Consider the following 24,160-nt stretch of genomic DNA (forward strand, 5'->3'; position numbering starts at 1 on the left):
CGAACAACGGAGACAGATGGCAGTACTGAAGGGCCGCACGAGGGCGCATACTGGTGGCAATGACAAAGCCAGCTGCATCCAAGCGCTATTTGCCTACCAGCCCCTTCAAGGCCCCGGTCGCGCCGCCGCCCAAGGAGTTCGCCGTGGGCGACCGGGTCACGCACGACATGTACGGTCTCGGCCGAGTGATCGGCGTCGAGGACGGAATCGCGACGCTTGTCGATTTCGGATCGGCGCAACAGCGGATCATGAGCCCGTACACGAAGATGCGCAAGCTGTAGGACCGCGGTGCCCGGTCGCGGCACCCCGGGCCGCAGCATGCCCCTGACCGATTGGAAGACCTCTCATCGACCTGACCTCGTTGTTCTCCGCTCCGGAAGGGGCGACCCACGCCGCCACCGCGGCATCGCCGCCTCCGACGACGAGCCCCTTCCAGGCACCGGACTTCGGGGAGGACGAGACGTTCCTGCCCAATGACGGGCAGGCATCCGCCTCGGACACCGGTACGGCTCAGTACTAGGCCGCCCGGCCTCCCGCGGTACGGCCATGGCTCCACCCGCACCCTCGGCGGTCGCCCGACCGGCTCGCCCGGCCGTAGCGCGTACCGCTTCCGGTGTCGGCACCTCGATCTCCGCACACGCCCCATCAGCTGTCACCGCCCCTGTCAGCAACGAGGACGCTCCATGCCCCAGGGTTGGGGCAGGGGCCCGGTGCAGGCACATCCTCCGTGGGCGGAGGCCGTGCCGACCTGATGGTGACTCGTGTCAGGTACGCATGTAGGCCCTGCACACCCGAGATCCGCTGATGACTTCGCGAGCGTCCCTCGCAGGGCTTGCCCCGGTCGGTGAGATGCACCCGACCCGCGCGGCATGCGCCGGGACTCCCAGCGGTTCACGGTCTGGGACCTGACCCGCGAACGTGCCCGCACCGGCAGGTCAGCCGCACACCCTTCGACACCCCGCCCCCTGCACGTACGCCCGCCACTCCTCCAGCGGTACACCGTGGACGCCGCCCAGGCGGTCGCCCAGGTCTGCGCCCGGGCGAAGGACGCGGCCCTGACGCCCTGCGACGCTCCGGACGGAACCGCACCGCACCGTTCACCCCGCCTTCACCGCCAGGACGCACATGCCACTTTCGCCCCTCCGTGCGGCCTCCTGGCGTCGGGCCCGGCCAGGGCCGCCGTGCCTCGGCGACCACGGCCAGGCCCGTCGCTTCCTGTCCGTCCTGTGCCCCTCAGCGAAAGGCGAACGCCCACCTGCGCCCTGACCGGCTGCAAGGCCAAGGTCTTCGCCGAACACGCCACCTACTGGCGCAATGTCTTCACCCCCGAAGCCACCCCCGGCGCCGGCTACATCCAGGCCCGCCGGCTCGACGGCCCCTGGGTCACCCCCTTCACCCCCGCCGGTGACCTCGGCTTCGCCCAGGGCACCAGCGCCACCTACACCTGGATGGTGCCGCAGGACGTAGCGGGACTGGCCGAGGCGATGGGCGGCCGGGACGTGGCCGCCGCCCGGCTGGACGGCTTCTTCCACACGGCGGACGGCTCCTGGTCGGTCCGCGGCGGCGACCCGCTGCGCTACGACCCGATCAACGAGCCCGGGATCCACGCCCCGTGGCTCTACAACGCCCTCGGGCAGCCCTGGAAGACCCAGGCGACGGTGCGTCAGATCCTCGACACCGTGTACGGCACCGGACCGCGGGCCTGCCCGGCAACGACGACCTCGGCACCATGTCCGCCTGGTACGTCTTCTCCGCCCTGGGCCTGTATCCGCGGACTCCGGGCAGCGCGCCCCTGCTGCTGGGGGCGCCGGTCTTCCCCGTCGCGGTGGTGGACCGGCCCGGTTCGAGGGACATCACGATCAGCGCGCCGGACGCCGATGACACGCACGTGTTCGTGGACGCCGTACGCCTCAGCGGGCGGGCGTACCCGAAGTCCTGGACGGAGGCCAGTCCGACCCGGTCGGGAGGCACCCTCGCCTTCCGGCTCGCCGAGCGGCCGAACACCCGGCGGGCGACCGACCCGGCCGGTCTGCCGAAGTGACACGCGTGTGGGCCCGGCCGACCGGGCCCACACCGGTGTGCCGTGGCGGTCAGGCGGTGTGCAGGGTCAGGCCGTACCGGTTGAGGATCTCGTTGACGGGCTGGAACCAGGTCTCGCCCCCGCTGCCGCAGTTGCCCCAGCCGCCGGAGGTGACCCCCTGGGCCTGGTCGCCGCTGATGAACGAGCCGCCCGAGTCACCTGGTTCGGCGCACACGCTGGTCTTGGTCATCTGGCGCACCGCGCCCTGGCTGTAGTTGACCGTCTCGTTCTTGGCGAGCACCGTGCCGCAGTGCCAGTGCGTCGTCGATCCCGACCGGCAGACGGAGGCACCGACCGGCGCCTCGGCCGAGCCGCGCACGAGCCGGTCGGAGACGGTGCCCCAGCCGAGCACGACCGGAACCGTCCACCAGCCGCTGCCCACGTTGACCCAGGCGTAGTCGTTGTCCGGGAACGAGGAGCCCTGGAAGTTTCCGATGTAGGTGCCGTCCCAGCCCCTGACGCCGGCGCCCGTCCGGCCGCAGTGTCCGGCGGTGACGAAGCCGCCGTGCACGGAGAAGCCGATGGAGCAGCGGACATTGCCGGTGTAGTAGGGGTCGCCGCCGACGGTTCCGGCCGCGAAAGTCGTCGGTGCGGTGGCGACCCGCCGCACGGTGACGGGGCCCGCCTCGCGGGCACGGGCGACGAACCGCTGGACATCGTTGTCGCGTTCGTCGGCGCGGACGATGTTCACGACCACCGTGTTCGCTTCGGGGTCGACGTGCCAGCTGCTGACGCCGGCCGGTGCGGGGAGCTTGTCGAGGCGTGCCTGGGTGGCGGCGAGCTCCCGGGCACTGTGCGCGACGGTACGGACGCTCGCGCCCGTGGCCCGTATCTCCCGGAGGGCGGCGGCGGACGTGCCCGGGATGACCCCGACGGTCAGTGTGCCGCCTGCGGCGTCGAACCAGGAGCCTCCGAAGGACGTTCCGGCGGCCCGGCGGGCCTTGGGCTCCAGGGCCGTGGCCCGCTGTTCGGCGGCGAGCCTTTCCTCGGCGTCCGCCTCCGACAGACCAAGGTCCCGCTGCATGGCCGAGAGCAGACCGGCGGAGGCGGATGCCTCGGCGGAGGGAGCGTCGTCGGCGGTGGCGGGCACGGTGCCCGCGGTGATCCCGGCACCGAGCAGGAGCAGTACGGCCAGGCCCGCGCGCGTGAATCGGGTGCGTCTCATGGAGATTGCCCTTCGTCGTTCCAACGAGGTGGGGGTGGAACAGCAGAGTTCCTGAGAGCGCTCTCAGCGTTGTGGCGCAGCAGAGCCTAGCCGCTGATCATGGACAGGTCCATGCCAATGTCCGACGAGTCGTCAGAACCGCGCCGCCTCCCCTTGGAACGCACTCCATCCGGCACACTCACCCCATGGAGACAGCCGAGTTCGTAGCAATCCTCGACCGGGAGGGCCGACTGCTGGCCGCGGCCGCGGAGGAGGCCGGCACCGGCGCGAAGGTGCCGACCTGTCCGGGGTGGCAGGTGACCGACCTGTTGCGGCACACGGGGATGGTGCATCGCTGGGCGGCGACGTTCGTCGCCGAGGGGCACACCTCGTACCACCCCGACGCAGGGCAGCCCGACCTCGACGGCGCCGAGCTGCTGGCCTGGTTCCGCGAGGGGCACGGGCAGCTCGTGGACACCCTGCGCTCCGCCTCGCCCGACGTGCAGTGCTGGCACTTCCTGCCCGCGCCCTCGCCGCTCGCGTTCTGGGCACGGCGGCAGGCGCACGAGACGGCCGTGCACCGGATCGACGCGGAGTCGGCGAGGGGCGGCGCCCCGAGCGGGATCGCCGGCGACTTCGCGGTGGACGGCATCGACGAACTGCTGCTCGGCTTCCACGCCCGCCCCAAGAGCAAGGTGCGCGTCGAGGAACCCCGGATCCTGAGGGTGCGGGCGACGGACACGGACGGCGCGGTGTGGACCGTACGACTGTCGCAGGAGCCGCCGGCCGTGGAGCGGAGCGCGACCGGGGAAGCCGACTGTGAAGTGGCCGGTCCCATCACGCAGTTGTATCTGTCGCTGTGGAATCGGCTGCCGTTCCCGAGCGTGGCCGGGGATGCCTCGGTGGCCGAGCTGTGGCGTGACACGTCCGGTGTGACCTGGAGCTGAGCGCCGCTCAGCCGGAGGCCAGCATCCTGGTGAGTACCGCGCGCTGCAGTGGCAGCACGTCGCCGTGCAGCGCGCGCCCCTTCTCCGTGAGCGCCACGCGAACGCCTCGCCGGTCCTCCGCGCACAGCCCGCGTTCGACCAGACCGTCCTTCTCCAGCCGGGCGACCAGCCGCGACAGCGCGCTCTGGCTGAGGTGGACGTGCTCGGATATCTCCTGGACGCGGTAGGAACAGACGCCGTCGGCACGTTGTTCGGACAGGACGTCGAGCACCTCGAAGTCGCTGGCGCACAGGCCGTGTCGGTGCAGCGCGCGGTCGAGTTCGCACTGGGTGCGCGCATGCAGCGCCAGGAGGTCCCGCCACTGGTCCGCGAGCGTCTGCTCGGCCTTCTCCGCCGCCATGAGCGGCACCGTAGCAGAGGAACGGCTTTGTTGCATCGGAATTAAATGCGTTTGCATTCGATGCATGCGCATGTAGTGTCGGCCGCATGACCTCTCCGCTCACCACCCCCGCGGCCCCGTCCCCGGCGGTCAGCTGGACGCCCCGGCTGTGGGGCACCCTTCTGGTGCTGTGCGCCGCGATGTTCCTGGACGCGCTGGACGTGTCGATGGTCGGCGTCGCCCTGCCGTCCATCGGCGCCGATCTCGGCCTGTCCACCTCGACCCTGCAATGGATCGTCAGCGGCTACATCCTCGGCTACGGCGGTCTGCTGCTCCTCGGCGGCCGGACCGCCGACCTGCTCGGCCGACGCCAGGTCTTCCTGATCGCCCTGGGCGTCTTCGCGCTCGCCTCGCTGCTCGGCGGGCTCGTCGACTCCGGCCCGCTGCTGATCGCCAGCCGCTTCATCAAGGGCCTGAGCGCGGCCTTCACCGCCCCCGCCGGCCTGTCGATCATCACCACGACGTTCCCGGAGGGCCCGCTGCGCAACCGCGCCCTCTCCATCTACACCACCTGCGCCGCCACCGGCTTCTCGATGGGCCTGGTGCTGTCCGGCCTGCTCACCGAGGCCAGCTGGCGCCTGACCATGCTGCTGCCCGCGCCCATCGCCCTGATCGCCCTCGTCGCGGGCCTGAAGCTGCTGCCGCGCACCGCACGCGAGAAGGACCACAACGGCTACGACATCCCCGGTGCGATTCTCGGCACCAGCTCGATGCTGTTGCTGGTCTTCACCGTCGTACAGGCCCCGGAGGCCGGCTGGACCTCGGCCCGCACCTTGCTGTCCTTCCTCGCGGTGGCCGTCCTGCTCACGGTGTTCGTGCTGGTCGAGCGGCGCTCGGCGGGCCCGCTGATCCGGCTCGGCGTGCTGCGGTCCGGCACCCAGATCCGCGCCCAGCTCGGCGCGATGGCCTTCTTCGGCTCGTACGTCGGCTTCCAGTTCCTGGTCACCCTGTACATGCAGTCCCTGCTCGGCTGGTCGGCGCTGCACACCGCGCTCGCCTTCCTCCCCGCCGGCGCACTCGTGGCGCTGTCCGCGACCAAGATGGGCGCGATCGTCGACCGGTTCGGCACCCAGCGGCTGATCGCGGTGGGCTTCGCGCTGATGGTCGTCGGATACGCCCTGTTCCTCCAGGTCGACCTCGACCCCGTGTACGCGGCCGTCATCCTGCCGTCGATGCTGCTCATCGGCGCCGCCTGCGCCCTGGTCTTCCCGTCGCTCAACATCCAGGCCACCAACGGCGTCGAGGACCACGAGCAGGGCATGGTCTCCGGCCTGCTCAACACCTCGGTCCAGGTGGGCGGCGCGATCTTCCTGGCCATCGTGACGGCCGTGGTGACCGCGGGCGCTCCCGAGAACGCCACCCCGCAGGCCGTCCTCGACAGCTACCGGCCCGGACTGGTCGTGGTGACCATGGTCGCCGCGGCCGGACTCCTGATCACACTCACCGGACTGCGGCCCACGCGTCGCGCACAGTCGTCCGTCGTGGTCGCCAAGTCCACTGCCCAGGAGGCGGAGCGCGTCGCCGTACGCGACTAGGGGGCGCCTCCTACCGGGTGCCCGGCGGGGTCTGCTTGCCCCGCCGGGCACCCGGCTGTGAGACTCCCGGGATGGAGACGTACGGGGGACGGCGCGGTCAGACCGAACGGGACGCGATCACCGTCGAGATCGGGTACGCGCTGTTCAGCGCGGCGTTCGCGGCGGCGGTCCTGTTCGGGGCGGTCGCAGGTCCGGCACTACTGTTCGAACTGCCGTACACCATGGAGCTTCTGCTGCTCCGTACCGCCATGGTGCTCGCGCCCGTCCTCTTCCTCGCCCGGGTCGTCAGCGTGCTGGTCCGCTTCCGGCCCGGCCGGACTCAGCCCAGCCAGCCCGGCCGCACCAACCCCGACTCGTAGGCCAGCACGACGAGTTGGGCCCTGTCGCGGGCGCCCAGCTTGACCATCGTGCGGCTGACGTGGGTCTTCGCGGTGAGAGGGCTGACCACCAGACGGCGCGCGATCTCCTCGTTGGACAGACCGATGCCGACCAGCGCCATCACCTCCCGTTCCCGTTCGGTGAGGTGGACCAGGGCGTCGGCGGCGGCCGGTTCCTTGGAGCGGGCGGCGAACTCGGCGATCAGACGGCGGGTCACGCCCGGCGAGAGCAACGCGTCGCCCCCGACCACCGACCGTACGGCGCGCAGGAGTTCCTCCGGCTCGGTGTCCTTGACCAGGAAGCCGGAGGCGCCCGAGCGGATCGCCTCGAAGACGTACTCGTCGAGTTCGAAGGTGGTCAGCATGACCACCTTGACGTCCGCCAGAGCGGGGTCCTCCGTGATGCGGCGGGTCGCCGCGAGACCGTCCAGCAGCGGCATGCGGATGTCCATCAGCACGACGTCCGGGCGCAGTTCGCGCACCCTGCGCAGCGCCTCCTCGCCGTCGGAGGCCTCCCCGGCCACCTCGATGTCCGGCTGCGCGTCGAGCAGCGCCCGGAAGCCGGCCCGCACCAGTGACTGGTCGTCGGCGAGCAGTACGCGGATCACCGGTCGTCCTCCTTCGGCTTCACCTTCGACGGCAGTACGGCCAGCACCCGGAACCCTCCGTCGGCGCGCGGGCCCGCCTCGATCGTGCCACCCAGCGCGGCGGCCCGCTCCCGCATTCCGGCCAGACCGTTGCCGCTGCCGCCCGCCTCGGCGCCGGTCGCGGGTCCGTCGTCGTCGATGCGCAGCCGTAGCGCGCCGCCGTCGTGATCGAGCCGCACGCGCGCGTGCCGTGAACCGGAGTGCCGTACGACGTTGGTGAGTGCCTCCTGGACGAAACGGAAGGCCGCGAGGTCCGTCCCCGGGGCGAGCCGGGGAGGCTCGCCCTCGACCTCGACCGTGAGGCCCGCGCCCGCCGCCTGTTCCACCAGCTCGGGCAGCCGGTCGAGGCCGGGCGCCGGCGCGCGCGGCGCGTCCCCCGGCGTGCGCAGCGTGTCGAGGACCTGGCGGACCTCGCCGAGCGCCTCCTTGCTGGCGGCCTTGATGGTGGTGAGCGCCGTGCGTGCCTGTTCCGGGTCGGTGTCGAGGAGTGCGAGGCCGACGCCCGCCTGCACATTGATGACCGAGATGCTGTGCGCGAGGACGTCGTGCAGCTCACGGGCGATCCGCAGCCGCTCCTCGTCCGCGCGCCGCCGCGCCGCCTGCGCGCGCTCCGCCCGCTCCCGGGCCCACTGCTCACGCCGGGTGCGGGCGAGCTCCGACACCGCGAGGATCGCGACCATCCAGGTGGCGACCACGACCTCCTGCCCCCAGGAGGCGGCGTCGTCCCCGGACGGCGGCAGCCACCGGTACAGCCAGTGCGCCACCAGCACATGCCCGGCCCAGAGCATCCCCAGCGCCGCCCAGGCGGACCGGCGGTGCCCGGCGACGACGGCGTTGAAGCAGGCCAGCGCGACGGCCAGGAAGACCGGCCCGTACGGGTAGCCCGCCCCGAGGTAGAGCATCGCGGCGGCAGCCGTGCCGAACATGACGAGCACCGGATGCCGCCACCGCCACAGCAGCAGACCCGCGGCCAGGATCAGCAGCACGCGCGCGAAGGGGTCCAGGGGAGCTCGCTCGCCGGCCTGCTCGGCGGCCGCGTAGTTCGACCCGGCGAGCACGAACACGGTGAACAGCACGGTGGAGGGCCACGGCCACCGGGCCCGCCGCTCCTCCTCGCTGCCGCGGTCCAGCCACGGCGGCCCGTGCCGCCACCACTGCGGCGGGCCGCCCCCGCGTACGCGCTCCACGTCCATGACCGCCACGCTAGACGCCGGGGGCGGTCGGCGGCGTCAGCCGAGCGCGGTGATCACACGTACTCCCCGCGAAGTACGTCGGCCGCCTCGGGCTCCCTGATCCGCGGCCGCTTCGGCGCGCGGCCCACCTGTCGGTGCCGTCCGCTCCAGGGTCGATGCTCAGCCCTTCCCGGCGTCCCCGTGCTGCGGATCCACCAGCCCCACCCCGCGCGCCAGTTGCGCCACCGCCTGCCGGAAGAACGGCTCACGGTCCTCCACCACCCGGTTGAACTGCCCGAACAGCTCGAACCCGATCAGCCCGAACAGCTGGGCCCAGGCCGCGACGAGCGCCGTGACCGTCTCGGGCGGGAGGTCGGGGGCGAGGTCGGCGGTCATCCGGTCGGCCTCGGCCCGCAGTTCGGCGGGCAGCGGGGGCGTGACGAGACCGGGGCCCTGGTGGGCTTCGCGCAGGATGGCGGTCAGGACGAGGCCAATGCGGGAGGCGGCCGGGACGGTGGTCTGGGGCGCGGCGTAGCCGGGCACCGGCGATCCGTAGATCAGCGCGTACTCGTGTGGGTGCCCGAGCGCCCACGCGCGGGCGGCCTCGCACACCGCCGACCAGCGCCGCACGGGGCCGGCGTCGGCGGCAGCGGCATGCGCCTGCTCCACGGTCTCGCCAAGGGAGTCGTAGGCGTCGATGATGAGCGCGGTGAGCAGGTCGTCGCGGCTGGGGAAATAGCGGTACAGCGCGGAGGAGACCATGCCGAGTTCGCGGGCCACGGCACGCAAGGAGAGCTTGGCGGCGCCTTCGGCGGCGAGCTGTCTGCGCGCCTCGTCCTTGATGGCCGCGGTGACTTCGATCCTGGCGCGAGCTCGCGCGCCGTGTGTGGGGCTGCTCATGCCGTCAGTGTTCCACGAAAGGAGAGCGGTGCGCACAAACGAGAGCACCGAACAAAAAAGAGAGCAGCGCTCTTGCCCTGGATCACCGATCTCTGACAGACTGCACATCAAGCGAGAGCAGTGCTCACAAAGGTGAGCGGCACTCTTCTCAATCTCTGGGGGTCCCCATGTCCACGCACGTCAAGAAGCCCGGCTGGTTCACCGTCAACGTCTTCAACCGGCTCGTGGCATGGATGACCCGCCGGGGCATGAGCGTCTGGGGCTCCCGGGTCCTGGCGGTCCGCGGCCGCAAGAGCGGCGAGTGGCGGACCACCCCCGTGAACCTGCTGACCGTGGACGGACAGCAGTATCTGGTCGCCCCGCGCGGTCATGTGCAGTGGACGCACAACATGAGCGCGGCCGGCGGCGGTGAACTGCACCTCGGCAAGACCGTGGACGTGTTCACCGCGACCGAGGTCACCGACGACGACAAGGTTCCGCTGCTGCGCGCCTACCTCAAGCGCTGGAAGGCCGAGGTCGGCGTCTTCTTCAACGGCGTCGGCCCGGACTCGCCCGACGCCGAGCTGCGCCGGATCGCCCCCGACCACCCGGTCTTCCGGATCACGGTCACGAGCTGACGTCGGCGGCGTCACCGGCGGAACCCGCCTGGTGCCGGTCCAGCGCGGTCAGGGCACGCTGGACCATCGGACGGGTACGGACGATCTCACCCAGCGACGTGGCGCCGCGGGTGATGTCCATGAACGCCTTCCAGACCGGGCGAACACCGGTCAGCCCCGCGTGGAACAGGCCGGGACGCCGCTCGAACGCGATCAGGAGCCGCTTTCCGACGCTCATCTCGACGCCGAGCCCGGCCTTGATCGCGAACGCGTAGTTCAGGGCCTGGCGGCGGGTGTCCACCGCGTCGTGCGCCTCCGCGATCCGGACCGCCCACTCCCCCGCGAGCCGGCCGGAGCGCAGCGCGAACGAGATGCCCTCGCGGGTCCACGGCTCCAGCAGCCCCGCCGCGTCCCCGCAGACCAGCACCCGCCCGCGCGACAGCGGTGAGTCGTCGGCACGGCAACGGGTCAGGTGGCCGGAGGAGTTGCTCGGTTCGAAGCCGGCGAGACCGAGGCGGCCGATGAAGTCCTCCAAGTACCGCTTGGTCGCGGCGCCTTCGCCGCGCGCGGAGATCACACCGACCGTCAGGGTGTCGCCCTTGGGGAACACCCAGCCGTAACTGCCGGGGATCGGCCCCCAGTCGATGAGCACCCGTCCCTTCCAGTCCTCGGCGACCGTCTGAGGCACCGGGATCTCCGCCTCCAGGCCGAGGTCCACCTGGTCGAGCTTCACGCCGACATGCGCTCCTATGCGGCTGGCGCTGCCGTCCGCGCCGACGACGGCACGCGCGAGCACCGTCTCGCCGCCCTGCAGGACCACCGCGACCGTGCGCCGGTCCGGCACCGCCGAGCCGTGCTGCTCGACCCGCTGCACGGTGACGCCCGTGCGCAGCTCGGCGCCCGCCTTCTGCGCGTGCTCGACCAGCTGCTGGTCGAACTCGGGCCGGTTGATCAGCCCGAACAGCATCTGCCGGGAGCGGCGAGTGCGGGCGAAGCGGCCGTTGTGCGAGAACGTCACCGCGTGCACCCGGTCCCGGAACGGCAGCTCGAAACCGGGCGGCAGACTGTCCCGCGAGGGGCCGATGATGCCGCCGCCGCACGTCTTGTACCGGGGCAGCTCCGCCTTCTCCAGCAGGAGCACACGCCTCCCCGCGACCGCCGCCGCATAGGCGGCCGAAGCCCCCGCGGGCCCCGCGCCCACCACGACGACGTCCCACACCTGCTGCCCGTCGTCCGCCGAAGCGTCGTCCGCCGAAGAGTTCTCGCTGCTCACGATGGTCTACTGCTCCCGATCAAGCCGCTGCCGCACCTGTCCCCCGCATCCTACGGCCGACGTGCCCACAGATCGCTGTGGGAGGATCTACGGCACTCATCGGTACAACGTCGCACCCACAAGGAGCGTGCCCATGTCGTCGAATCCGGTCGCCGAGACCGTCGCCTCGCTGATGCCGAGGGCGAAGGCGGAGCTCACCGAGCTGGTGGCCTTCAAGTCGGTGGCGGACTTCGACCAGTTCCCCAGGAGCGAGAGCGAGGGCGCCGCCCGCTGGGTCGCCGACGCGCTCACCGCCGAGGGCTTTCAGGACGTGGCCCTGCTCGACACTCCCGACGGCACGCAGTCGGTGTACGGCTACCTGCCGGGCCCCGCGGGCGCCAAGACGGTCCTGCTGTACGCCCACTACGACGTGCAGCCCCCGCTGGACGAGGCCGCCTGGACCACGCCGCCCTTCGAGCTGACCGAGCGCGACGGACGCTGGTACGGACGTGGGGCCGCCGACTGCAAGGGCGGCGTGATCATGCACCTGCTCGCGCTGCGCGCCCTCAAGGCCAACGGTGGCGTCCCGGTGCACGTCAAGGTCATCGCCGAGGGCTCGGAGGAGATGGGCACGGGCGGCCTGGAGCGGTACGCCGAGGAGCACCCCGACCTGCTGGAGGCCGACACCATCGTCATCGGCGACGCGGGCAACTTCCGGGTCGGCCTGCCGACGGTCACCGCCACCCTGCGCGGCATGACCCTGGTCCGCGTGCAGATCGACACCCTCGAAGGGAACCTGCACTCGGGCCAGTTCGGCGGCGCGGCCCCCGACGCGCTCGGCGCCCTGATCCGCGTCCTCGACTCGCTGCGCGCCGAGGACGGCTCGACGACGGTCGACGGGCTCACGCCGGACACGTCCTGGGACGGGTTGCGGTACGACGAGGAGCAGTTCCGACAGGACGCCAAGGTGCTGGACGGCGTGCGGCTGATCGGCTCCGGCACGGTCGCCGACCGCATCTGGGCCCGGCCCGCCGTCACCGTCCTCGGCATCGACTGCCCGCCGGTCGTCGGCGCCACCCCGTCGGTGCAGGCGAGCGCCCGCGCGCTGATCAGCCTGCGGGTGCCGCCGGGCATCGACGCGGCCGAGGCGACCAAGCTGCTGGAGGCCCACGTGGCGGCGCACACCCCGTGGGGCGCCCGGGTGCGCACCGAGCAGATCGGCCAGGGCCAGCCGTTCAGCGCGGACACGGCCAGCCCGGCGTACGCGGCGATGGCCGAGGCGATGGCCGTCGCCTATCCCGGCCAGGAGATGCAGTACGCCGGCCAGGGCGGCTCCATCCCCCTGTGCAACACCCTCGCCGCCCTCTACCCGCACGCGGAGATCCTCCTCATCGGCCTGAGCGAGCCGGAGGCCCAGATCCACGCGGTGAACGAGAGCGTGCACCCGGACGAACTGGAGCGGCTGTCGGTGGCGGAGGCGCTGTTCCTGCGCACCTACGCGGCGAGCTGACCGGCCGATCGCCGAACTCGCCGACACCCTGGGGCACGTACGGCGGATCGTGCTCACCCACTTCCACGAGGACCACGTGGGCGGCGCCGCCGAACTGGCGGGGTCGACCGGCGCCGAGGTGCTGGTCCACCGCCTGGACGCACCCGTCGTACGGGGTGAAGCCCCCGGTCCGCCACCGGTGTTCGAGGACTGGGAGCGCCCCCTGCACGCGGCGGCCGTACGGCACTTGCCCCAGGGTGAGTACGCGCGACCGCCGCAGGTCACCGAGGTCGACGGCGATCTCCTCGACTTCGGCGGCGGTGCGCGCGTCGTCCACGTCCCCGGCCACACGCACGGCAGCATCGCGATCCACCTCCCGCGGCACGGCGTGCTGTGCACGGGGGACGCCGTCGCCGCGTCTCCGGTCGACGGGAGCGTGATGCTCGGCGTGTTCAACCTCGACCGGGCTCAGGCGATCGCCTCGTACCACCGGCCGGCGGCCCTGGACGCGGACGTGGTCTGCTTCGGGCACGGCGATCCGGTGCTCGGGCGGGCCTCGGTCGTCCTTCGGGAATCGGCGGACGGGTACCCGGCCCCGGCGTGAGGATGGGCATCATGTCCCGTCCCGCGCGCCTCGCCGCCCACAGTGAACTCGCCACGTCCCTCGCCCTGCTCAGCGACCACGAGCTCGCCGAACTGGTGGAGTCCGGCGTGCCCGTCGGCACCGGGATCGGGGGGCAGGTCCTGCACGTCGACGTGGACGGACGGCGGGTCTTCGTCAAGCGCGTGCCGCTGACGGACACCGAGTTGCTCCCGGAGCACGCGCGGTCCACGGCGAACGTCTCCGGCCTGCCGTCCTCCTGCCACTACGGCATCGGCAAGGGGCCGGGCTTCGGGGCCTGGCGGGAGCTCGCCGTGCACACGATGACGACCGGCTGGGTCCTCACCGGCGCCTTTCCGGGCTTCCCGCTGACGCACCACTGGCGGGTCCTGCCCGCCGAGCCCCAGCCGCTGCCGGAGGAACTGGCCGACGTGGACCGGACCGTCGCCTACTGGGGCGGAAGCCCGCAGGTGCGCGCGTGCCTCGAGGCCCTGCGGACGGCCACGGCGAGCCTGACCCTGTTCCTGGAGTACATCCCCTTCACTCTCCACGACTGGCTCGACGCACGGATCCGCACCGAGGACGCCGACACCGCGTGCGCGCTGGTGGAGCGGGGCCTGACGGAAGTCGCCGACTTCCTGGACGAACGCCAACTCATCCATTTCGACGCCCACTTCGAGAACATCCTCACCGACGGCCGGCAGCTCTACTTCGCGGACTACGGCCTCGCGCTGTCCTCCCGCTTCCGTCTAACTCCGCCGGAGCACGCGTTCTTCGACCGGCACCGCGACTACGACCGCGCCTACGCCACCTCGTACTTCGTCAACTGGCTCGCGACCGCCCTGCACGGGTACGGCCGTGACGACCGCGAGGCGTTCATCCGTGCCTGCGCCCACGGAGCGCGCCCCGAGGGGACGCCGCGGGCGGCCGCCCGGATCATCACCCGGCACGCGCCGCTCACCGCCGTGCTGAACGACTTCTTCCGGCGACTGGACCGGGAAGGACCGCTCATGCCCTACCCGTACGAGGAGATCCGGCGCGCCCTCTACGCCAGCGGTGCCACGCTCTCCGCGTAGTGGCAGGCGACCGGGTTGCCGTCGCCCCGGTCGAGCAGCTCGGGTTCCCGCTCCCTGCAAGCCGTGCGCTCCTCCTCGGTGAGCGCTGCCGCGAACTTCGGGCAGCGGGTGCGGAATCGGCAACCGGAGGGCGGATCGATCGGCGACGGAACGTCACCGGTGAGACGGATGCGCTCGCTCCGCACCACGTCCGGGTCGGTCTCGGGGACCGCGGACAGCAACGCGCGTGTGTAGGGGTGCTGCGGCCGCTCGTACAGCGACTCCCGGTCGGCCACCTCGACGATCCGGCCGAGGTACATCACCGCGACGCGCTCGGAGAAGTGACGGACGACGGCGAGGTCGTGGGCGATGAACAGGAAGGCGATGCCGAACTCCCGCTGCAGGTCCTGCAACAGGTTGACGACCTGGGCCTGGATGGAGACGTCCAGCGCCGACACCGGTTCGTCGGCCACGATGAGCTTGGGCCGCAGGGCGAGGGCGCGGGCGATGCCGATGCGCTGACGCTGGCCGCCGGAGAACTCGTTCGGGTAGCGGTTGTAGTGCTCGGGGTTGAGGCCCACCGTTTCGAGGAGTTCCTGCGCCCGCTTCTTGTGGCCCTGCGGCGGATGGATGCCGTTGAGCTTCATCGGCGTCTCGATGATGGTGCCGACCGTGTGCCTCGGATTCAGCGAGGAGTACGGGTCCTGGAAGATCATCTGGAGGTTGCGGCGCGCGTCCCGCAGCTTCGCCGAAGGCTGGTGGGTGATGTCCTCGCCGTCGAACACGATGGAACCGGCCGTGGGTTCCAGCAGCCGAGTCACCAGGCGGCCCGTGGTCGACTTGCCGCAGCCGGACTCGCCGACCAGGCCCAGCGACTCCCCGGCGCCGACCGAGAAATCGATGCCGTCGACGGCGTGTACGGCACCGACCTGCCGCTGGAAGACGATGCCCTGCCGGATGGGGAAGTGCTTCTGCAGTCCTCTGACTTCGAGCAGCGGCTTGTCGGCCGGTGGGGTCGGTGATTCCTGGACGGTGCTCACGGCATGCTCCTGTTCCCGCTCTCGCCGTGTATCTCCTGTTTCGCCCGTGCGGTGAGGTGGCACGCGGCGATGTGCGCGTCGGTCCCGGCGACCGGCCGCAGTTCGGGCCGCTCGACCGTGCAACGGCCCTCGGTCACCCAGCCCTTGTAGGTGCAGCGCGGATGGAAGGCACAGCCGCCGGGCAGGTTGATCAGGCTCGGCGGAGTACCGGGGACCGGGTTCAGCCGTTGGCCCACGTCCCCGGCGATGTGCGGCATCGACTGCAACAGGCCCCAGGTGTAGGGGTGTTCGGGCTGCTTCAGTACGTCGCGCTTGCTGCCGTACTCGATGCGGCGGCCGCCGTACATCACCAGGATGTCGTCGGCGACCTCGGTGACCACGCCGAGGTCGTGGGTGATGACGATGACGGCGGAGCCGAACTCCTCCTGGAGGTCGCGGATCAGGTCGAGGATCTGCGCCTGCACGGTGACGTCGAGCGCGGTCGTGGGCTCGTCCGCGACGAGCAGGGCGGGGTCGCAGACCAGCGACATGGCGATCATGGCGCGCTGCCGCATGCCGCCGGAGAACTGGTGCGGGTAGTCCTTGACCCGCAGTTCGGGCTGTGGGATGCCGACCCGTTTCAGCATCTCCACGGCACGCTCCCGGGCCTCCTTCCTGGAGACCTTGTGGTGCACCCGGTAGGCCTCGGCGATCTGGGCGCCGACGGTGAAGAAGGGGTGCAGCGCGGACAGCGGGTCCTGGAAGATCATGGAGACGGTCGTGCCGCGCAGCGCGCGCATCTCGTGCTCGGGCAGGGCGACGAGTTCCCGACCCTCCAGCCAGATCTCGCCGGAGACCTGGGCGCGCGTGCCCTTGTGCAGCCCGAGCAGAGCCAGCGAGGTCACCGACTTGCCGGAGCCGGACTCCCCGACGATGCCGAGGGTTCTGCCCTTCTCCAGGGTGAAGGAGACGCCGTCGACGGACTTGACGACGCCGTCCTCGGTGGGGAAGTGCACCCGCAGGTCCCGCACGTCGAGGAAGGCGGTGGACGTGGTCGTGACGTCCGTGGGCTGCGGGGAGGTGTGCAGGGTCACTTGCTTGTCCTTGCGACGCGGGGTGGCTCGGGCTGACTCAGGCGAGGCGTACGCGGGGGTCGACGAGGCCGTACACGACGTCGACGACCACGTTGGCGAGCACGACGAACGTGGCGGCGAAGAGCGTGGTGCCGAGGATGACCGGCAGGTCGGAGTTCTGCACCGAGTCCACCGCCAGCTTGCCGATGCCGTCGATGCCGAACACCGACTCGGTGATGACCGCGGAACCGCCGATCAGCGAGCCGACGTCCATGCCGAAGATGGTGATGATCGGGGTGATCGCGGCCCGCAGGCCGTGCTTGAGGACGACCGTGCCGGCGGACAGGCCCTTGGCCCGGGCGGTGCGCATGTAGTCCTCGGCGAAGACCTCCAGCATGGAGGAGCGGGTGAGCCGCGTGTACAGCGCGAGGTAGACGATGACCAGCGTGGTCCACGGCAGGACGAGCCCCTGGAACCAGGCGGCCGGGTCCTGGGTGAACGGTGTGTAGCCGGCCGCGGGCAGGATCTGCCACTTGTCGACGAACAGGAAGAGCAGCAGCAGACCGATGAAGTAGATCTGTACGGAGACACCGACCAGCGCGAGACCGACCGCTGCCTTGTCGGCGGCCCGGCCCCTGCGCACCGCGGCCACCGTGCCGAGGCCGACGCCCAGGACCAGGAAGACCACCGCGGCACCGAGGCCGAGCGACAGGTCCGCCGGGAAGTCCTGCAACAGGGTGGTGAGAACCGGCGTGTCGGTCTGGAAGGAGACCCCCAGGCAGGGCGCGCCGCAGTGCACGCGCACGCTCTGGTCGCCGAAGTCGCGGCCCAGGAAGAGCCCCTTGAAGAACTCCCAGAACTGCCTGAGGAAGCTCTGGTCGAGGCCCAGCGAGTGCCTGATCTCCTCCAGCCGGGAGGGTGAGCAGGTCTTTCCGCAGGCCAGGAGTGCGGGGTCGGAGGGCAGCGCGTAGAAGATGACGAAGGTGATCACGGTGATCACCAGCAGGATCGCGGCCGCCGCCAGCAGGCGTCGGATGAGATAACGGAGCATGTCGTCCCGGGACCTGACGTGAGGGGAGGCCCTCGCCGGCGGCGTACCGCCGGCGAGGGGGTCGGACGGAGGGGTGCGTCAGTGGGTGACGAAGGCGTGCACCAGGCTCGGCTCGGCGAGGATGGTGTCCGGGATGACACCGCCGACCTTGGAGCCCGCCAGTTCGCTGAAGTTCATGTACATCAGCGGCACCACGGCGGCGTCCTTCATGATCTGCTCGTCCAGGTTCCCGTAGGCGGTGTTGGCCTCGTTGATACCCGTCATCCTGCCGATCTTGTCGATCTGCGCGTTGATCTTCGGGTCGTTGAGGTACGACAGGTCCTGGTTGGACTGCGGCAGCTTCGCGATCTGCCGTCCGTCGAACAGGACGGGCAGGACGGTGGAGGCGTTCGGCCAGTCCGCGATCCAGTCGCCCCAGGTCAGGTCGTACTGGTTCTTCACGTTGTCGATGGTGTTGAAGTAGTTCGCCGCTTGGATCGGGGTGATGTTGACGGTGATGCCGATCTTCGCCAGCGAGGTCTTCACCGCGTCGGCGAAGTGCTCGTGCGTGGTGATGTTCTCCACCGCGAGCGACATGGTCGGCTTGGGGTTGCCCGCCTGCTTCATCAGGGCCTTGGCCTTGGTGAGGTCACCCGCGGGATCGGCGCTGTACAGGTCGAACTTCTTGTAGCCGCCGATGCCGGGGCTCAACACCGAGGTCGCGTAGTCGCCGTAGGCCGAACCGCCGAAGGCACCGCGGACGGTGGTCTTGTCGACGACGTCCTCGATCGCCTGGCGCACCCTCAGGTCCTTGACCCGGCTCGTGTTGATCGCCATGTAGTTGATCCCCGGGGCCGGGATCTTGTAGTAGCGCGACTTGAGCGACGAGTCGCTCGCGATCGGCGTGAGGTCGGAACCGGCGATCGGCGTCTGCATGATCGACGTCTGGGCGACGCCGGCGTCGGACTTGATCTGCTGGTCGATGGCCCCCTGGTCCTGCCCGAACTTCACGTCCATCTCGTCGACGTTCTGTTCGCGGATCGGGTCGGTCGACCGGCTCCAGTACTTGTTCCGGACGAGAACCAGTTCCTTGTTCTTGGCGTACGACTTCATCATGTACGGCCCGTCGGACCAGATGTGCGTGTCGTAGGTCGCGCCCGTGTCGTGGGCCTTGGGCACGGCGGACCATCCGGTCATGGCCGTCGTCTCGTTGAAGTCGGCGACGGGCTGGTTCAGATGGAAGGCGATCGTGTATTTGTCCGGCGTCTGGATGGAGTCGAGCTGCTGCCCCTTGTAGGGGCCCTTGTACGTGGAGCCGCCCACCAGCCACTGACTGGCGTACGGCGGGCCGCCGTTGATGTCGGGAGAGAAGCCCCGCTCGACGCCGTACTTGACGTCCTGCGCGGTGACCTCGGTGCCGTCCTGGTATTTGATCCCGTGGCGCAGATGGAAGGTCCACACGGTGGCGCCCTTGCTGGGCGCTCCGGTGTCGGTGGCCAGGTCGCCGACCAGCTTCGGCGTCGGGCCCGTCTCGTCCCAGCCGGTGAGGGTGCGGACGATCTCCTCGTCCATGCTCGCCCCCTCGGTCGTGTACGTCCGCTGGGGGTCGAGGTGGTTGAAGTCGGCGTCGTCGAGGATCGTCAGCGTGCCCCCCTTCGTCGGGGCACCGCTGTTCGTGGTGCTGGAGGATCCCCCGCATGCGGTGGCCCCCAGGGCTATCGCCACGGCGGACGCCGCGAGGGCGAGGGTGCGCGTTCTGCGCGTCATGGGCAAACACTCCGTTCTGGTACTGGTTCGGCTTCGGCGGTCCCTCATGGGGACCCGCCGGGCCGGTGCTCAGGGCCACGCGTCAGTTGCGGCCTGCGCGGGGATCGAGGGCGTCGCGGACTCCGTCTCCGAGGAGGTTGAGTGCCAGGACGAGGAAGAGGAGCAGGACTCCGGGGACGAACAGGTACATCGGGTCCTGCAGGAAGAACTGGGAGGCGTCCGACAGCAGGGATCCCCAGTCCGGGTTGGGCGGGATGACGCCCACGCCCAGGTACGACAGGGCCGCCTCGGTGGTGATGTTCTGCGGGACGGCGAGCGCGAAGGAGATCAGGACCGGCGCCCACAGGTTGGGCAGCAACTGGCGGAAGAGGATGTGGCGCCGCCCGGCGCTCATGATCCGCGCGGCGTCGACGAACTCCCGCTCGCGCAGGGAGAGCACCTGTCCGCGCACCAGTCGGGCGGTGTAGGCCCAGGCGAACACCGCGATGTTGAGGACCAGGACCAGCAGCCGGAGGTTCTCGTCGGTACCGCCGTGGCTGTTGGTCTGCAGCGCGCTCTGGATGACCGGAGTGAGCGCGATGATGAACAGCAGCTGCGGGAACGCCAGCATCACGTCCATGGCCCGCGACAGCACGGAGTCGACCCAGCCACCCGAATAGCCTGCCGCGAGGCCTGCCACCACGCCCACGACGGTGGACAGCACGGCCGACGCGAAGCCGACCACGAGGGAGGTGCGCAGGCCGTAGACGATCCGCGCGAACAGGTCGTATCCGGTGCCCGGTTCGACCCCCAGCAGGTGGGTGAGGCTGATGCCGCCCAGGGATCCGATGGGGAAGTTGCCCGTGTCCGGGTCGATCGCCTTCCCGTCCGGTGTGATGGGGCCCCAGCCGGTGAGGGCGGTGAGCACCGGGGCCAGCAGCGCGACCAGGATGAACAGGACGGTGACCACGAACGCGGCCATGGTCACCTTGTCCCGCCTGATGCGCTTCCAGGCCATGCGGGCCGGTGAGCGTCCGGCGATGGCGGGAACGTCGGGCCGCGAGGCCGACGGCTGTTCGTCGGCCGGGAGCGTGGTGCCGGTGCCGGTCGGGACCGGCTGGTGTTGCGTCGTCATCGTACGGACGTCCCGGGTATGAGCTGAGGCTGTCGCGGAGTTTCCGCGGTCGCCGAAGTGGAGGGACTCGTCATGCGGAGGTGCCCCTGAGTGAAAGGCATGGGCGGCGTTCGGTGTCGTCGCCGTGAGACTGAGCGGACTTTCGCAACGTGTGGTGAGTCCGGTCAAGACGGATATGCGGCTTAAAAGGGATTGTTTGCGCTCGTTGCCAAGAGTTGACGAGAGTGCGGCGTCCGGTTAGCTCTCACATAGAGGTATTGCTACGGTCTCGCGGGCTCCGCTTGGCACACGTTTCCCCGGGAGTTCGCCGCCAAGGGCACGACGAAGTCCCCGCCGTCACCGGAAGGCGGCGGGGATCCCACCACGGATCAGCCGACCGGAATCCCGGCCTCCAGATACATCGCCGCGCCGCGTTCCCGTGCCCGCAGGGCCCACCGCAGCCGCTCGTAGCGGACGGGCGGCAGCAGGTCGGCGGCCTCCTCCTCGGTGGCGAAGCACCAGCCGCGCAGCTCGGGGCCGGGCAGCAGGAGCCGCGCGGCGTCGGCGGAGTCGAGCCGGCCGCCGTCGAAGAGGAGGCGCAGACCGCCGTAGCCGGGCGGTACGGGCGGCTCCCAGTCGACGACCAGGAGCCGGGGTACGTCGTCCAGGCGGATGCCGGTCTCCTCCTCGACCTCGCGCATGCCGGCACGGGCGGGCGCCTCGCCGGGTTCGACGACGCCGCCGGGAAACTCCCAGCCGGCCTTGTAGGTCGGGTCCACGAGCAGCACCCGGCTCTGCTCGTCGAAGAGCAGGACGCCCGCCGCGAGGGTCTCGGCGGTGGGCTCGGGAGTCTGCACGATGTCGCACGCCGGCACGGTCCCGGCGCTGACGGCCTCCGCGATCCGGGCGGCGGTCTCGTACGGCGTGAGGGCACCGCTGTCGACGGGGTGGGCGTCGGCGGTCAGCCAGGAGGCGAGGGCGGCCTTGTACGGCTCGATGTGGTCGTACGCCCACTGCCGTTGCCGTATCTCGCCGTCGGGCAGGTCGGGAGGGATCTCCCGCCCGGCTATTCGCTCGCGCAGGATCGTTTCCGCCGGGGCGAGCAGGACATGCCGGACGGCGATCCGGCGCGCGGCCAGGCCGCCGAAGATCTCGTCCCGGTAGTCCTGGCGCAGCAGGGTCATCGGGACCACCAGGGTCCCGCCCAGCTCGGCGAGCATCGCGGCTGCCGTGTCGATGACGAGCCGCCGCCAGATCGGCAGGTCCTGGAAGTCGCCGACCTCGGCGAGGTGCTTGGGCGGCAGCAGGTGCCAGAGCGCTCCGCCGATGACCTCGGGGTCGAAGAGCGTGCTGTTCGGGATCACTTCGATCAGTTCCCGTGCGGTGGTGGTCTTCCCCACACCGAACGCGCCGTTGACCCAGACGATCACGTTGCCCCCTCTTCTACTGGCCCCCTGAGGCTTGCCCGCTCCACCCTGCCACGGAAACCAGCCGCAGTTGAGGGCGCACGAGCGGGCGCCGGTGCCCCCGCCTCGCGGGGGCACCGGCGCCGTGTCCTGCTGTGTCGTACCTCGTCAGCCGTTCTGCCCGAGGGCACCGTCGTCGACGTCGGCCAGGCTGTCGCTGGCGACGGTCGGGTCGAGGGTGCTGAGGGTCTTGTCGACGTCGAGGCCACCCAGTTCCTCGCCCAGGGCGTGGGACGGGGAGACCGCCGCGACGACGAAGCCGGTGGCGAGGGAGGCGATGGCGAGCATGCTGCGCTTCTTCATGCCGGGTTCAACGGGGGAACTGCCGCGGGGGTCACGCCCGGCGCTGGAGTGATCGCGGACGTGCGGGAAGTCGCCTCCGAAGGGCACGCCCGCCAGAAGCGCGCCCTTCGCGCAGCCGTCGTACCAGGTCGTCGGCGGCTCCGGGCCACTCGGCGTGGTCGAAGGCGAAGCCCGCTTCAATCAGGCGGCCCGGGACCACGCGGCGGCTCTTGAGCAGGAGTTCGGTGTCCGAGCGCAGCGCGAACGCGCCGATCTCCGCCATCCACTTCGTGGCGGGCAGACCTGCCGGTACGCGCCACGCGGAGCGCAGGGCGCGCATGAACGCGCGTTGCGGCAGCGGTCCGGGAGCGGCGAGATTCACCGGCCCGTCGATGTCGTCACGGTCGATCAGGAACTCGACGGCGCGGACGAAGTCCCGGTCGTGGATCCAGGACACGTACTGGGCGCCGCCCGCGACCGGACCGCCGAGCCCGAGCCGCGTCAGCCACGACAGGACGTCGAAGACGCCGCCGCGGTCCGGGCTCATCACCATGGCGGAGCGCAGGGCGACCTTGCGGGTGTGCGGGGTTTCGGTCTGCCGCTGGGCCAGTTCCCAGTTCCTGGCGATCTCGACGCTGTAGGCCCAGTAGTCCGGTACGCCGGGCTCCTCGCCCCCGATCACGCCCGTCGCCTCGTCGTTCGGCGCGTCGAAGCGGTGGGCGTAGACGGTGGCCGTACTCATCTGCAGCCAGATGCGGGGCGGCCGTGCCGCGGCCTCGATCGCCTCGCCGACGACCTGCGTGGAACGCACCCGCGAATCCATCATGGCCCGCAGGTTGGCCTCGGTGTAGCGGCAGCTGACACTGCGGCCGGCCAGGTTGATCACGACGTCGCTGCCGTCGATCTCCTGGGTCCAGGCTCCCGGCGTCTCCCCGTCCCAGGCGACCTCGCGCTCACGCCGCGGCTGTCGCGTCAGGACGACGACCTCGTGGCCCGCGGCGGTCAGCGCACGGTCGAGGACCGCGCCGACCTGCCCGGTTCCCCCGGGTATGACGATCTTCATCGGGCTCCCCCTTCGTGTGGGGCAAGCCTAGCGCGAAAAGTTGAACGTGTTCAAAATTGACGGTGTGCCGTACACCACGGAGCTCGGCCGACCCGCGTAGATCGACCGAGCTCCGAGTAAACGTTCCTGCCGAGCGCGTCAGACTCCCGCCGCGGCCGCCTCCGCCCGTCTGGCGAGCGCCGCCGCGGCCGCCCCCACCAGCCCCGCGTCCGTGCCCATCTGGGCGGGCGTCACCGTCAGCCGCTGGACGAAGGACAGGGTCGCGTACTCGCTCAGGGCCTTGCGCAGCGGCGTGAACAGCACGTCGCCCGCTTTGCCCACGCCGCCACCGATGACGGCGACGTCGATCTCCACGAGCGTCGCGGTGGCCGCGATCCCGGCGGCCAGCGCCTGGGCGGCCCGCTCGAAGGAGGCCACGGCGACCGGATCGCCGGCGCGTGCGGCGGCGGCCACCGCGGCGGCGGAGGCGTCGCCGTCCGGGCCGGGCCGCCAGCCGTTCTCGAAGGCCCGCCGGGCGATGTTCGGACCGCTGGCGATCCGCTCCACACAGCCGCGCGAGCCGCAGGGGCAGGAGTCGCCGTCGAGGTCGACGCTGATGTGGCCGATGTGACCGGCGTTGCCGGTCGGGCCCGCGTGCAGCTGACCGCCGAGGACCAGGCCGCCGCCGACGCCCGTCGACACCACCATGCACAGGGCGTTGTCGTGGCCGCGGGCCGCGCCCTGCCAGTGCTCGGCGGCCGTGATCGCGACGCCGTCGCCGATCAGCTCGACGGGCAGCCCACCAACCGCCGCCCGCACCCGCTGGACCAGCGGATAGTCCCGCCAGCCGGGCACGTTCACCGGGCTCACCGTGCCCGTGGAGGCGTCCACCGGGCCCGCGCTGCCGATGCCGAGCGCCGTGGCGCGTCCCCACAGAGGCGATGCGGTCAGCTCGGCAAGCACCTCCTCGACGGCCCGCATCACGGTCTCGCCGTCCTCCCGCGCGGGTGTGGCGCGCTGCGCGCGGGCCTGGATCCGGCCGTGGCCGTCGACCAGCGCCCCGGCGATCTTGGTGCCGCCGATGTCGAGCGCGGCCACGAGGTCGGTGTGCATCAGTGTCGGATCTCCCCGTCAGACATGAACAACCATGAGAA

At 71.0% G+C, this 24,160-nt stretch carries 22 protein-coding genes and 2 pseudogenes; 9 read left to right on the forward strand and 15 right to left on the reverse strand.

The genetic code is table 11. The annotated features are described in order from the left end of the window. Window positions 1-59 precede the first annotated feature (59 nt). Window positions 60-281, forward strand: a complete 222-nt coding sequence (locus QFZ76_RS07215) for a hypothetical protein (protein WP_266444697.1) — start codon at window positions 60-62, stop codon at window positions 279-281. A 1,011-nt stretch (window positions 282-1,292) separates the two neighbouring features. Continuing rightward, window positions 1,293-2,041: pseudogene (locus QFZ76_RS07220) on the forward strand (glycoside hydrolase domain-containing protein); the annotation flags it as partial. Between the two features lie 49 nt (window positions 2,042-2,090). Here QFZ76_RS07220 and QFZ76_RS07225 read toward each other — a convergent pair. Continuing rightward, on the reverse strand, window positions 2,091-3,245 hold the full coding sequence (locus QFZ76_RS07225; protein ID WP_307672926.1) for a S1 family peptidase: 1,155 nt from the start codon (window positions 3,243-3,245) through the stop codon (window positions 2,091-2,093). Between the two features lie 185 nt (window positions 3,246-3,430). On the opposite strand from QFZ76_RS07225, the gene QFZ76_RS07230 reads away from it, so the two are divergent. Beyond that, a complete protein-coding gene (locus QFZ76_RS07230) occupies window positions 3,431-4,171 on the forward strand; it encodes a maleylpyruvate isomerase family mycothiol-dependent enzyme (RefSeq protein ID WP_307672927.1) in 741 nt (246 codons plus the stop codon). 7 nt (window positions 4,172-4,178) lie between these two features. Here QFZ76_RS07230 and QFZ76_RS07235 read toward each other — a convergent pair whose 3' ends face one another. Next, window positions 4,179-4,571: a MarR family winged helix-turn-helix transcriptional regulator gene (locus tag QFZ76_RS07235; RefSeq protein WP_266444685.1), complete on the reverse strand. Its 393-nt coding sequence runs from the start codon at window positions 4,569-4,571 to the stop codon at window positions 4,179-4,181. Window positions 4,572-4,657: 86 nt separating this feature from the next. Here QFZ76_RS07235 and QFZ76_RS07240 point away from each other — a divergent pair, with 86 nt between their 5' ends. Both QFZ76_RS07240 and QFZ76_RS07245 read left to right on the forward strand, forming a co-directional pair. After that, window positions 4,658-6,145 carry an MFS transporter gene (locus tag QFZ76_RS07240; RefSeq protein WP_307672928.1) on the forward strand — a complete coding sequence of 496 codons (1,488 nt, stop codon included), beginning with the start codon at window positions 4,658-4,660 and terminating at the stop codon, window positions 6,143-6,145. A 71-nt stretch (window positions 6,146-6,216) separates the two neighbouring features. Continuing rightward, window positions 6,217-6,504: a DUF6332 family protein gene (locus QFZ76_RS07245; RefSeq protein ID WP_307672929.1), complete on the forward strand. Its 288-nt coding sequence runs from the start codon at window positions 6,217-6,219 to the stop codon at window positions 6,502-6,504. Here the strand turns inward: QFZ76_RS07245 and QFZ76_RS07250 are convergent. From QFZ76_RS07250 to QFZ76_RS07260, 3 genes are all read right to left on the reverse strand, one after another. Continuing rightward, entirely contained in the window at window positions 6,465-7,130 is a 666-nt protein-coding gene (locus tag QFZ76_RS07250) for a response regulator transcription factor (protein WP_307672930.1), read from the reverse strand. The two genes, QFZ76_RS07245 and QFZ76_RS07250, sit on opposite strands and share 40 nt — an antisense overlap. Beyond that, complete coding sequence (locus QFZ76_RS07255; RefSeq protein ID WP_307672931.1) at window positions 7,127-8,362, reverse strand: sensor histidine kinase; 1,236 nt, start codon at window positions 8,360-8,362, stop codon at window positions 7,127-7,129. Before QFZ76_RS07255 ends, QFZ76_RS07250 begins: the two co-directional genes overlap by 4 nt. Window positions 8,363-8,521: 159 nt before the next feature. Continuing rightward, a complete protein-coding gene (locus QFZ76_RS07260; protein WP_307672932.1) occupies window positions 8,522-9,241 on the reverse strand; it encodes a TetR/AcrR family transcriptional regulator in 720 nt (239 codons plus the stop codon). Between the two features lie 167 nt (window positions 9,242-9,408). Here QFZ76_RS07260 and QFZ76_RS07265 point away from each other — a divergent pair, with 167 nt between their 5' ends. Next, entirely contained in the window at window positions 9,409-9,858 is a 450-nt protein-coding gene (locus QFZ76_RS07265) for a nitroreductase family deazaflavin-dependent oxidoreductase (RefSeq protein ID WP_307672934.1), read from the forward strand. Here the strand turns inward: QFZ76_RS07265 and QFZ76_RS07270 are convergent. Then, a complete protein-coding gene (locus tag QFZ76_RS07270; protein ID WP_307672935.1) occupies window positions 9,848-11,110 on the reverse strand; it encodes a geranylgeranyl reductase family protein in 1,263 nt (420 codons plus the stop codon). The two genes, QFZ76_RS07265 and QFZ76_RS07270, sit on opposite strands and share 11 nt — an antisense overlap. A gap of 133 nt (window positions 11,111-11,243) precedes the next feature. On the opposite strand from QFZ76_RS07270, the gene QFZ76_RS07275 reads away from it, so the two are divergent. The 3 genes and pseudogenes from QFZ76_RS07275 (at window position 11,244) to QFZ76_RS07285 (ending at window position 14,255) form a co-directional block, all read left to right on the forward strand. Beyond that, window positions 11,244-12,599: a dipeptidase gene (locus QFZ76_RS07275; protein WP_307672936.1), complete on the forward strand. Its 1,356-nt coding sequence runs from the start codon at window positions 11,244-11,246 to the stop codon at window positions 12,597-12,599. 1 nt (window position 12,600) lies between these two features. Further along, window positions 12,601-13,182, forward strand: a pseudogene (locus QFZ76_RS07280) (MBL fold metallo-hydrolase); the annotation flags it as partial. 11 nt (window positions 13,183-13,193) lie between these two features. Then, window positions 13,194-14,255 carry a protein kinase family protein gene (locus tag QFZ76_RS07285; protein WP_307672937.1) on the forward strand — a complete coding sequence of 354 codons (1,062 nt, stop codon included), beginning with the start codon at window positions 13,194-13,196 and terminating at the stop codon, window positions 14,253-14,255. Here the strand turns inward: QFZ76_RS07285 and QFZ76_RS07290 are convergent. From QFZ76_RS07290 to QFZ76_RS07330, 9 genes are all read right to left on the reverse strand, one after another. Next, window positions 14,225-15,274, reverse strand: coding sequence for an ABC transporter ATP-binding protein (locus QFZ76_RS07290; RefSeq protein WP_307672938.1), 1,050 nt, complete (start codon window positions 15,272-15,274; stop codon window positions 14,225-14,227). The genes QFZ76_RS07285 and QFZ76_RS07290 overlap by 31 nt on opposite strands. Then, a complete protein-coding gene (locus tag QFZ76_RS07295) occupies window positions 15,271-16,347 on the reverse strand; it encodes an ABC transporter ATP-binding protein (protein WP_307672939.1) in 1,077 nt (358 codons plus the stop codon). The genes QFZ76_RS07290 and QFZ76_RS07295 overlap by 4 nt, the downstream gene beginning before the upstream one ends. Window positions 16,348-16,384: 37 nt before the next feature. After that, the gene (locus QFZ76_RS07300) at window positions 16,385-17,377 is read right to left on the reverse strand and encodes an ABC transporter permease (RefSeq protein ID WP_307672940.1); all 993 of its coding nucleotides are present in this window, start codon (window positions 17,375-17,377) and stop codon (window positions 16,385-16,387) included. Between the two features lie 78 nt (window positions 17,378-17,455). Continuing rightward, window positions 17,456-19,123, reverse strand: coding sequence for an ABC transporter substrate-binding protein (locus tag QFZ76_RS07305; RefSeq protein ID WP_307672941.1), 1,668 nt, complete (start codon window positions 19,121-19,123; stop codon window positions 17,456-17,458). A gap of 82 nt (window positions 19,124-19,205) precedes the next feature. Beyond that, the gene (locus QFZ76_RS07310; RefSeq protein ID WP_307672942.1) at window positions 19,206-20,237 is read right to left on the reverse strand and encodes an ABC transporter permease; all 1,032 of its coding nucleotides are present in this window, start codon (window positions 20,235-20,237) and stop codon (window positions 19,206-19,208) included. A 368-nt stretch (window positions 20,238-20,605) separates the two neighbouring features. After that, on the reverse strand, window positions 20,606-21,646 hold the full coding sequence (locus tag QFZ76_RS07315) for an NUDIX hydrolase (protein ID WP_307672943.1): 1,041 nt from the start codon (window positions 21,644-21,646) through the stop codon (window positions 20,606-20,608). Between the two features lie 144 nt (window positions 21,647-21,790). Beyond that, window positions 21,791-21,985 (reverse strand): hypothetical protein, encoded by a 195-nt coding sequence (locus tag QFZ76_RS07320; RefSeq protein ID WP_266444644.1) that lies wholly within the window; start codon window positions 21,983-21,985, stop codon window positions 21,791-21,793. Between the two features lie 31 nt (window positions 21,986-22,016). After that, window positions 22,017-23,027 (reverse strand): TIGR01777 family oxidoreductase, encoded by a 1,011-nt coding sequence (locus tag QFZ76_RS07325; protein WP_307672944.1) that lies wholly within the window; start codon window positions 23,025-23,027, stop codon window positions 22,017-22,019. A gap of 138 nt (window positions 23,028-23,165) precedes the next feature. Continuing rightward, the gene (locus QFZ76_RS07330; protein WP_307672945.1) at window positions 23,166-24,119 is read right to left on the reverse strand and encodes an ROK family protein; all 954 of its coding nucleotides are present in this window, start codon (window positions 24,117-24,119) and stop codon (window positions 23,166-23,168) included. Window positions 24,120-24,160 lie beyond the last annotated feature (41 nt).

Source organism: Streptomyces sp. V4I2, assembly GCF_030817655.1.
GTDB lineage: Bacteria > Actinomycetota > Actinomycetes > Streptomycetales > Streptomycetaceae > Streptomyces > Streptomyces plumbiresistens.

Excerpts from the sequence above, each read along its gene's own strand:
- QFZ76_RS07260 (WP_307672932.1), bottom strand. The coding sequence starts at position 9,241 with ATGAGCAGCCCCACACACGGCGCGCGAGCTCGCGCCAGGATCGAAGTC.
- QFZ76_RS07325 (WP_307672944.1), bottom strand. The coding sequence starts at position 23,027 with ATGAAGATCGTCATACCCGGGGGAACCGGGCAGGTCGGCGCGGTCCTC.
- QFZ76_RS07330 (WP_307672945.1), bottom strand. The coding sequence starts at position 24,119 with ATGCACACCGACCTCGTGGCCGCGCTCGACATCGGCGGCACCAAGATC.
- QFZ76_RS07255 (WP_307672931.1), bottom strand. The coding sequence starts at position 8,362 with ATGGACGTGGAGCGCGTACGCGGGGGCGGCCCGCCGCAGTGGTGGCGG.
- QFZ76_RS07215 (WP_266444697.1), top strand. The coding sequence starts at position 60 with ATGACAAAGCCAGCTGCATCCAAGCGCTATTTGCCTACCAGCCCCTTC.
- QFZ76_RS07225 (WP_307672926.1), bottom strand. The coding sequence starts at position 3,245 with ATGAGACGCACCCGATTCACGCGCGCGGGCCTGGCCGTACTGCTCCTG.
- QFZ76_RS07310 (WP_307672942.1), bottom strand. The coding sequence starts at position 20,237 with ATGACGACGCAACACCAGCCGGTCCCGACCGGCACCGGCACCACGCTC.
- QFZ76_RS07275 (WP_307672936.1), top strand. The coding sequence starts at position 11,244 with ATGTCGTCGAATCCGGTCGCCGAGACCGTCGCCTCGCTGATGCCGAGG.
- QFZ76_RS07285 (WP_307672937.1), top strand. The coding sequence starts at position 13,194 with ATGTCCCGTCCCGCGCGCCTCGCCGCCCACAGTGAACTCGCCACGTCC.
- QFZ76_RS07305 (WP_307672941.1), bottom strand. The coding sequence starts at position 19,123 with ATGACGCGCAGAACGCGCACCCTCGCCCTCGCGGCGTCCGCCGTGGCG.
- QFZ76_RS07240 (WP_307672928.1), top strand. The coding sequence starts at position 4,658 with ATGACCTCTCCGCTCACCACCCCCGCGGCCCCGTCCCCGGCGGTCAGC.
- QFZ76_RS07245 (WP_307672929.1), top strand. The coding sequence starts at position 6,217 with ATGGAGACGTACGGGGGACGGCGCGGTCAGACCGAACGGGACGCGATC.
- QFZ76_RS07265 (WP_307672934.1), top strand. The coding sequence starts at position 9,409 with ATGTCCACGCACGTCAAGAAGCCCGGCTGGTTCACCGTCAACGTCTTC.
- QFZ76_RS07235 (WP_266444685.1), bottom strand. The coding sequence starts at position 4,571 with ATGGCGGCGGAGAAGGCCGAGCAGACGCTCGCGGACCAGTGGCGGGAC.
- QFZ76_RS07320 (WP_266444644.1), bottom strand. The coding sequence starts at position 21,985 with ATGAAGAAGCGCAGCATGCTCGCCATCGCCTCCCTCGCCACCGGCTTC.
- QFZ76_RS07300 (WP_307672940.1), bottom strand. The coding sequence starts at position 17,377 with ATGCTCCGTTATCTCATCCGACGCCTGCTGGCGGCGGCCGCGATCCTG.
- QFZ76_RS07230 (WP_307672927.1), top strand. The coding sequence starts at position 3,431 with ATGGAGACAGCCGAGTTCGTAGCAATCCTCGACCGGGAGGGCCGACTG.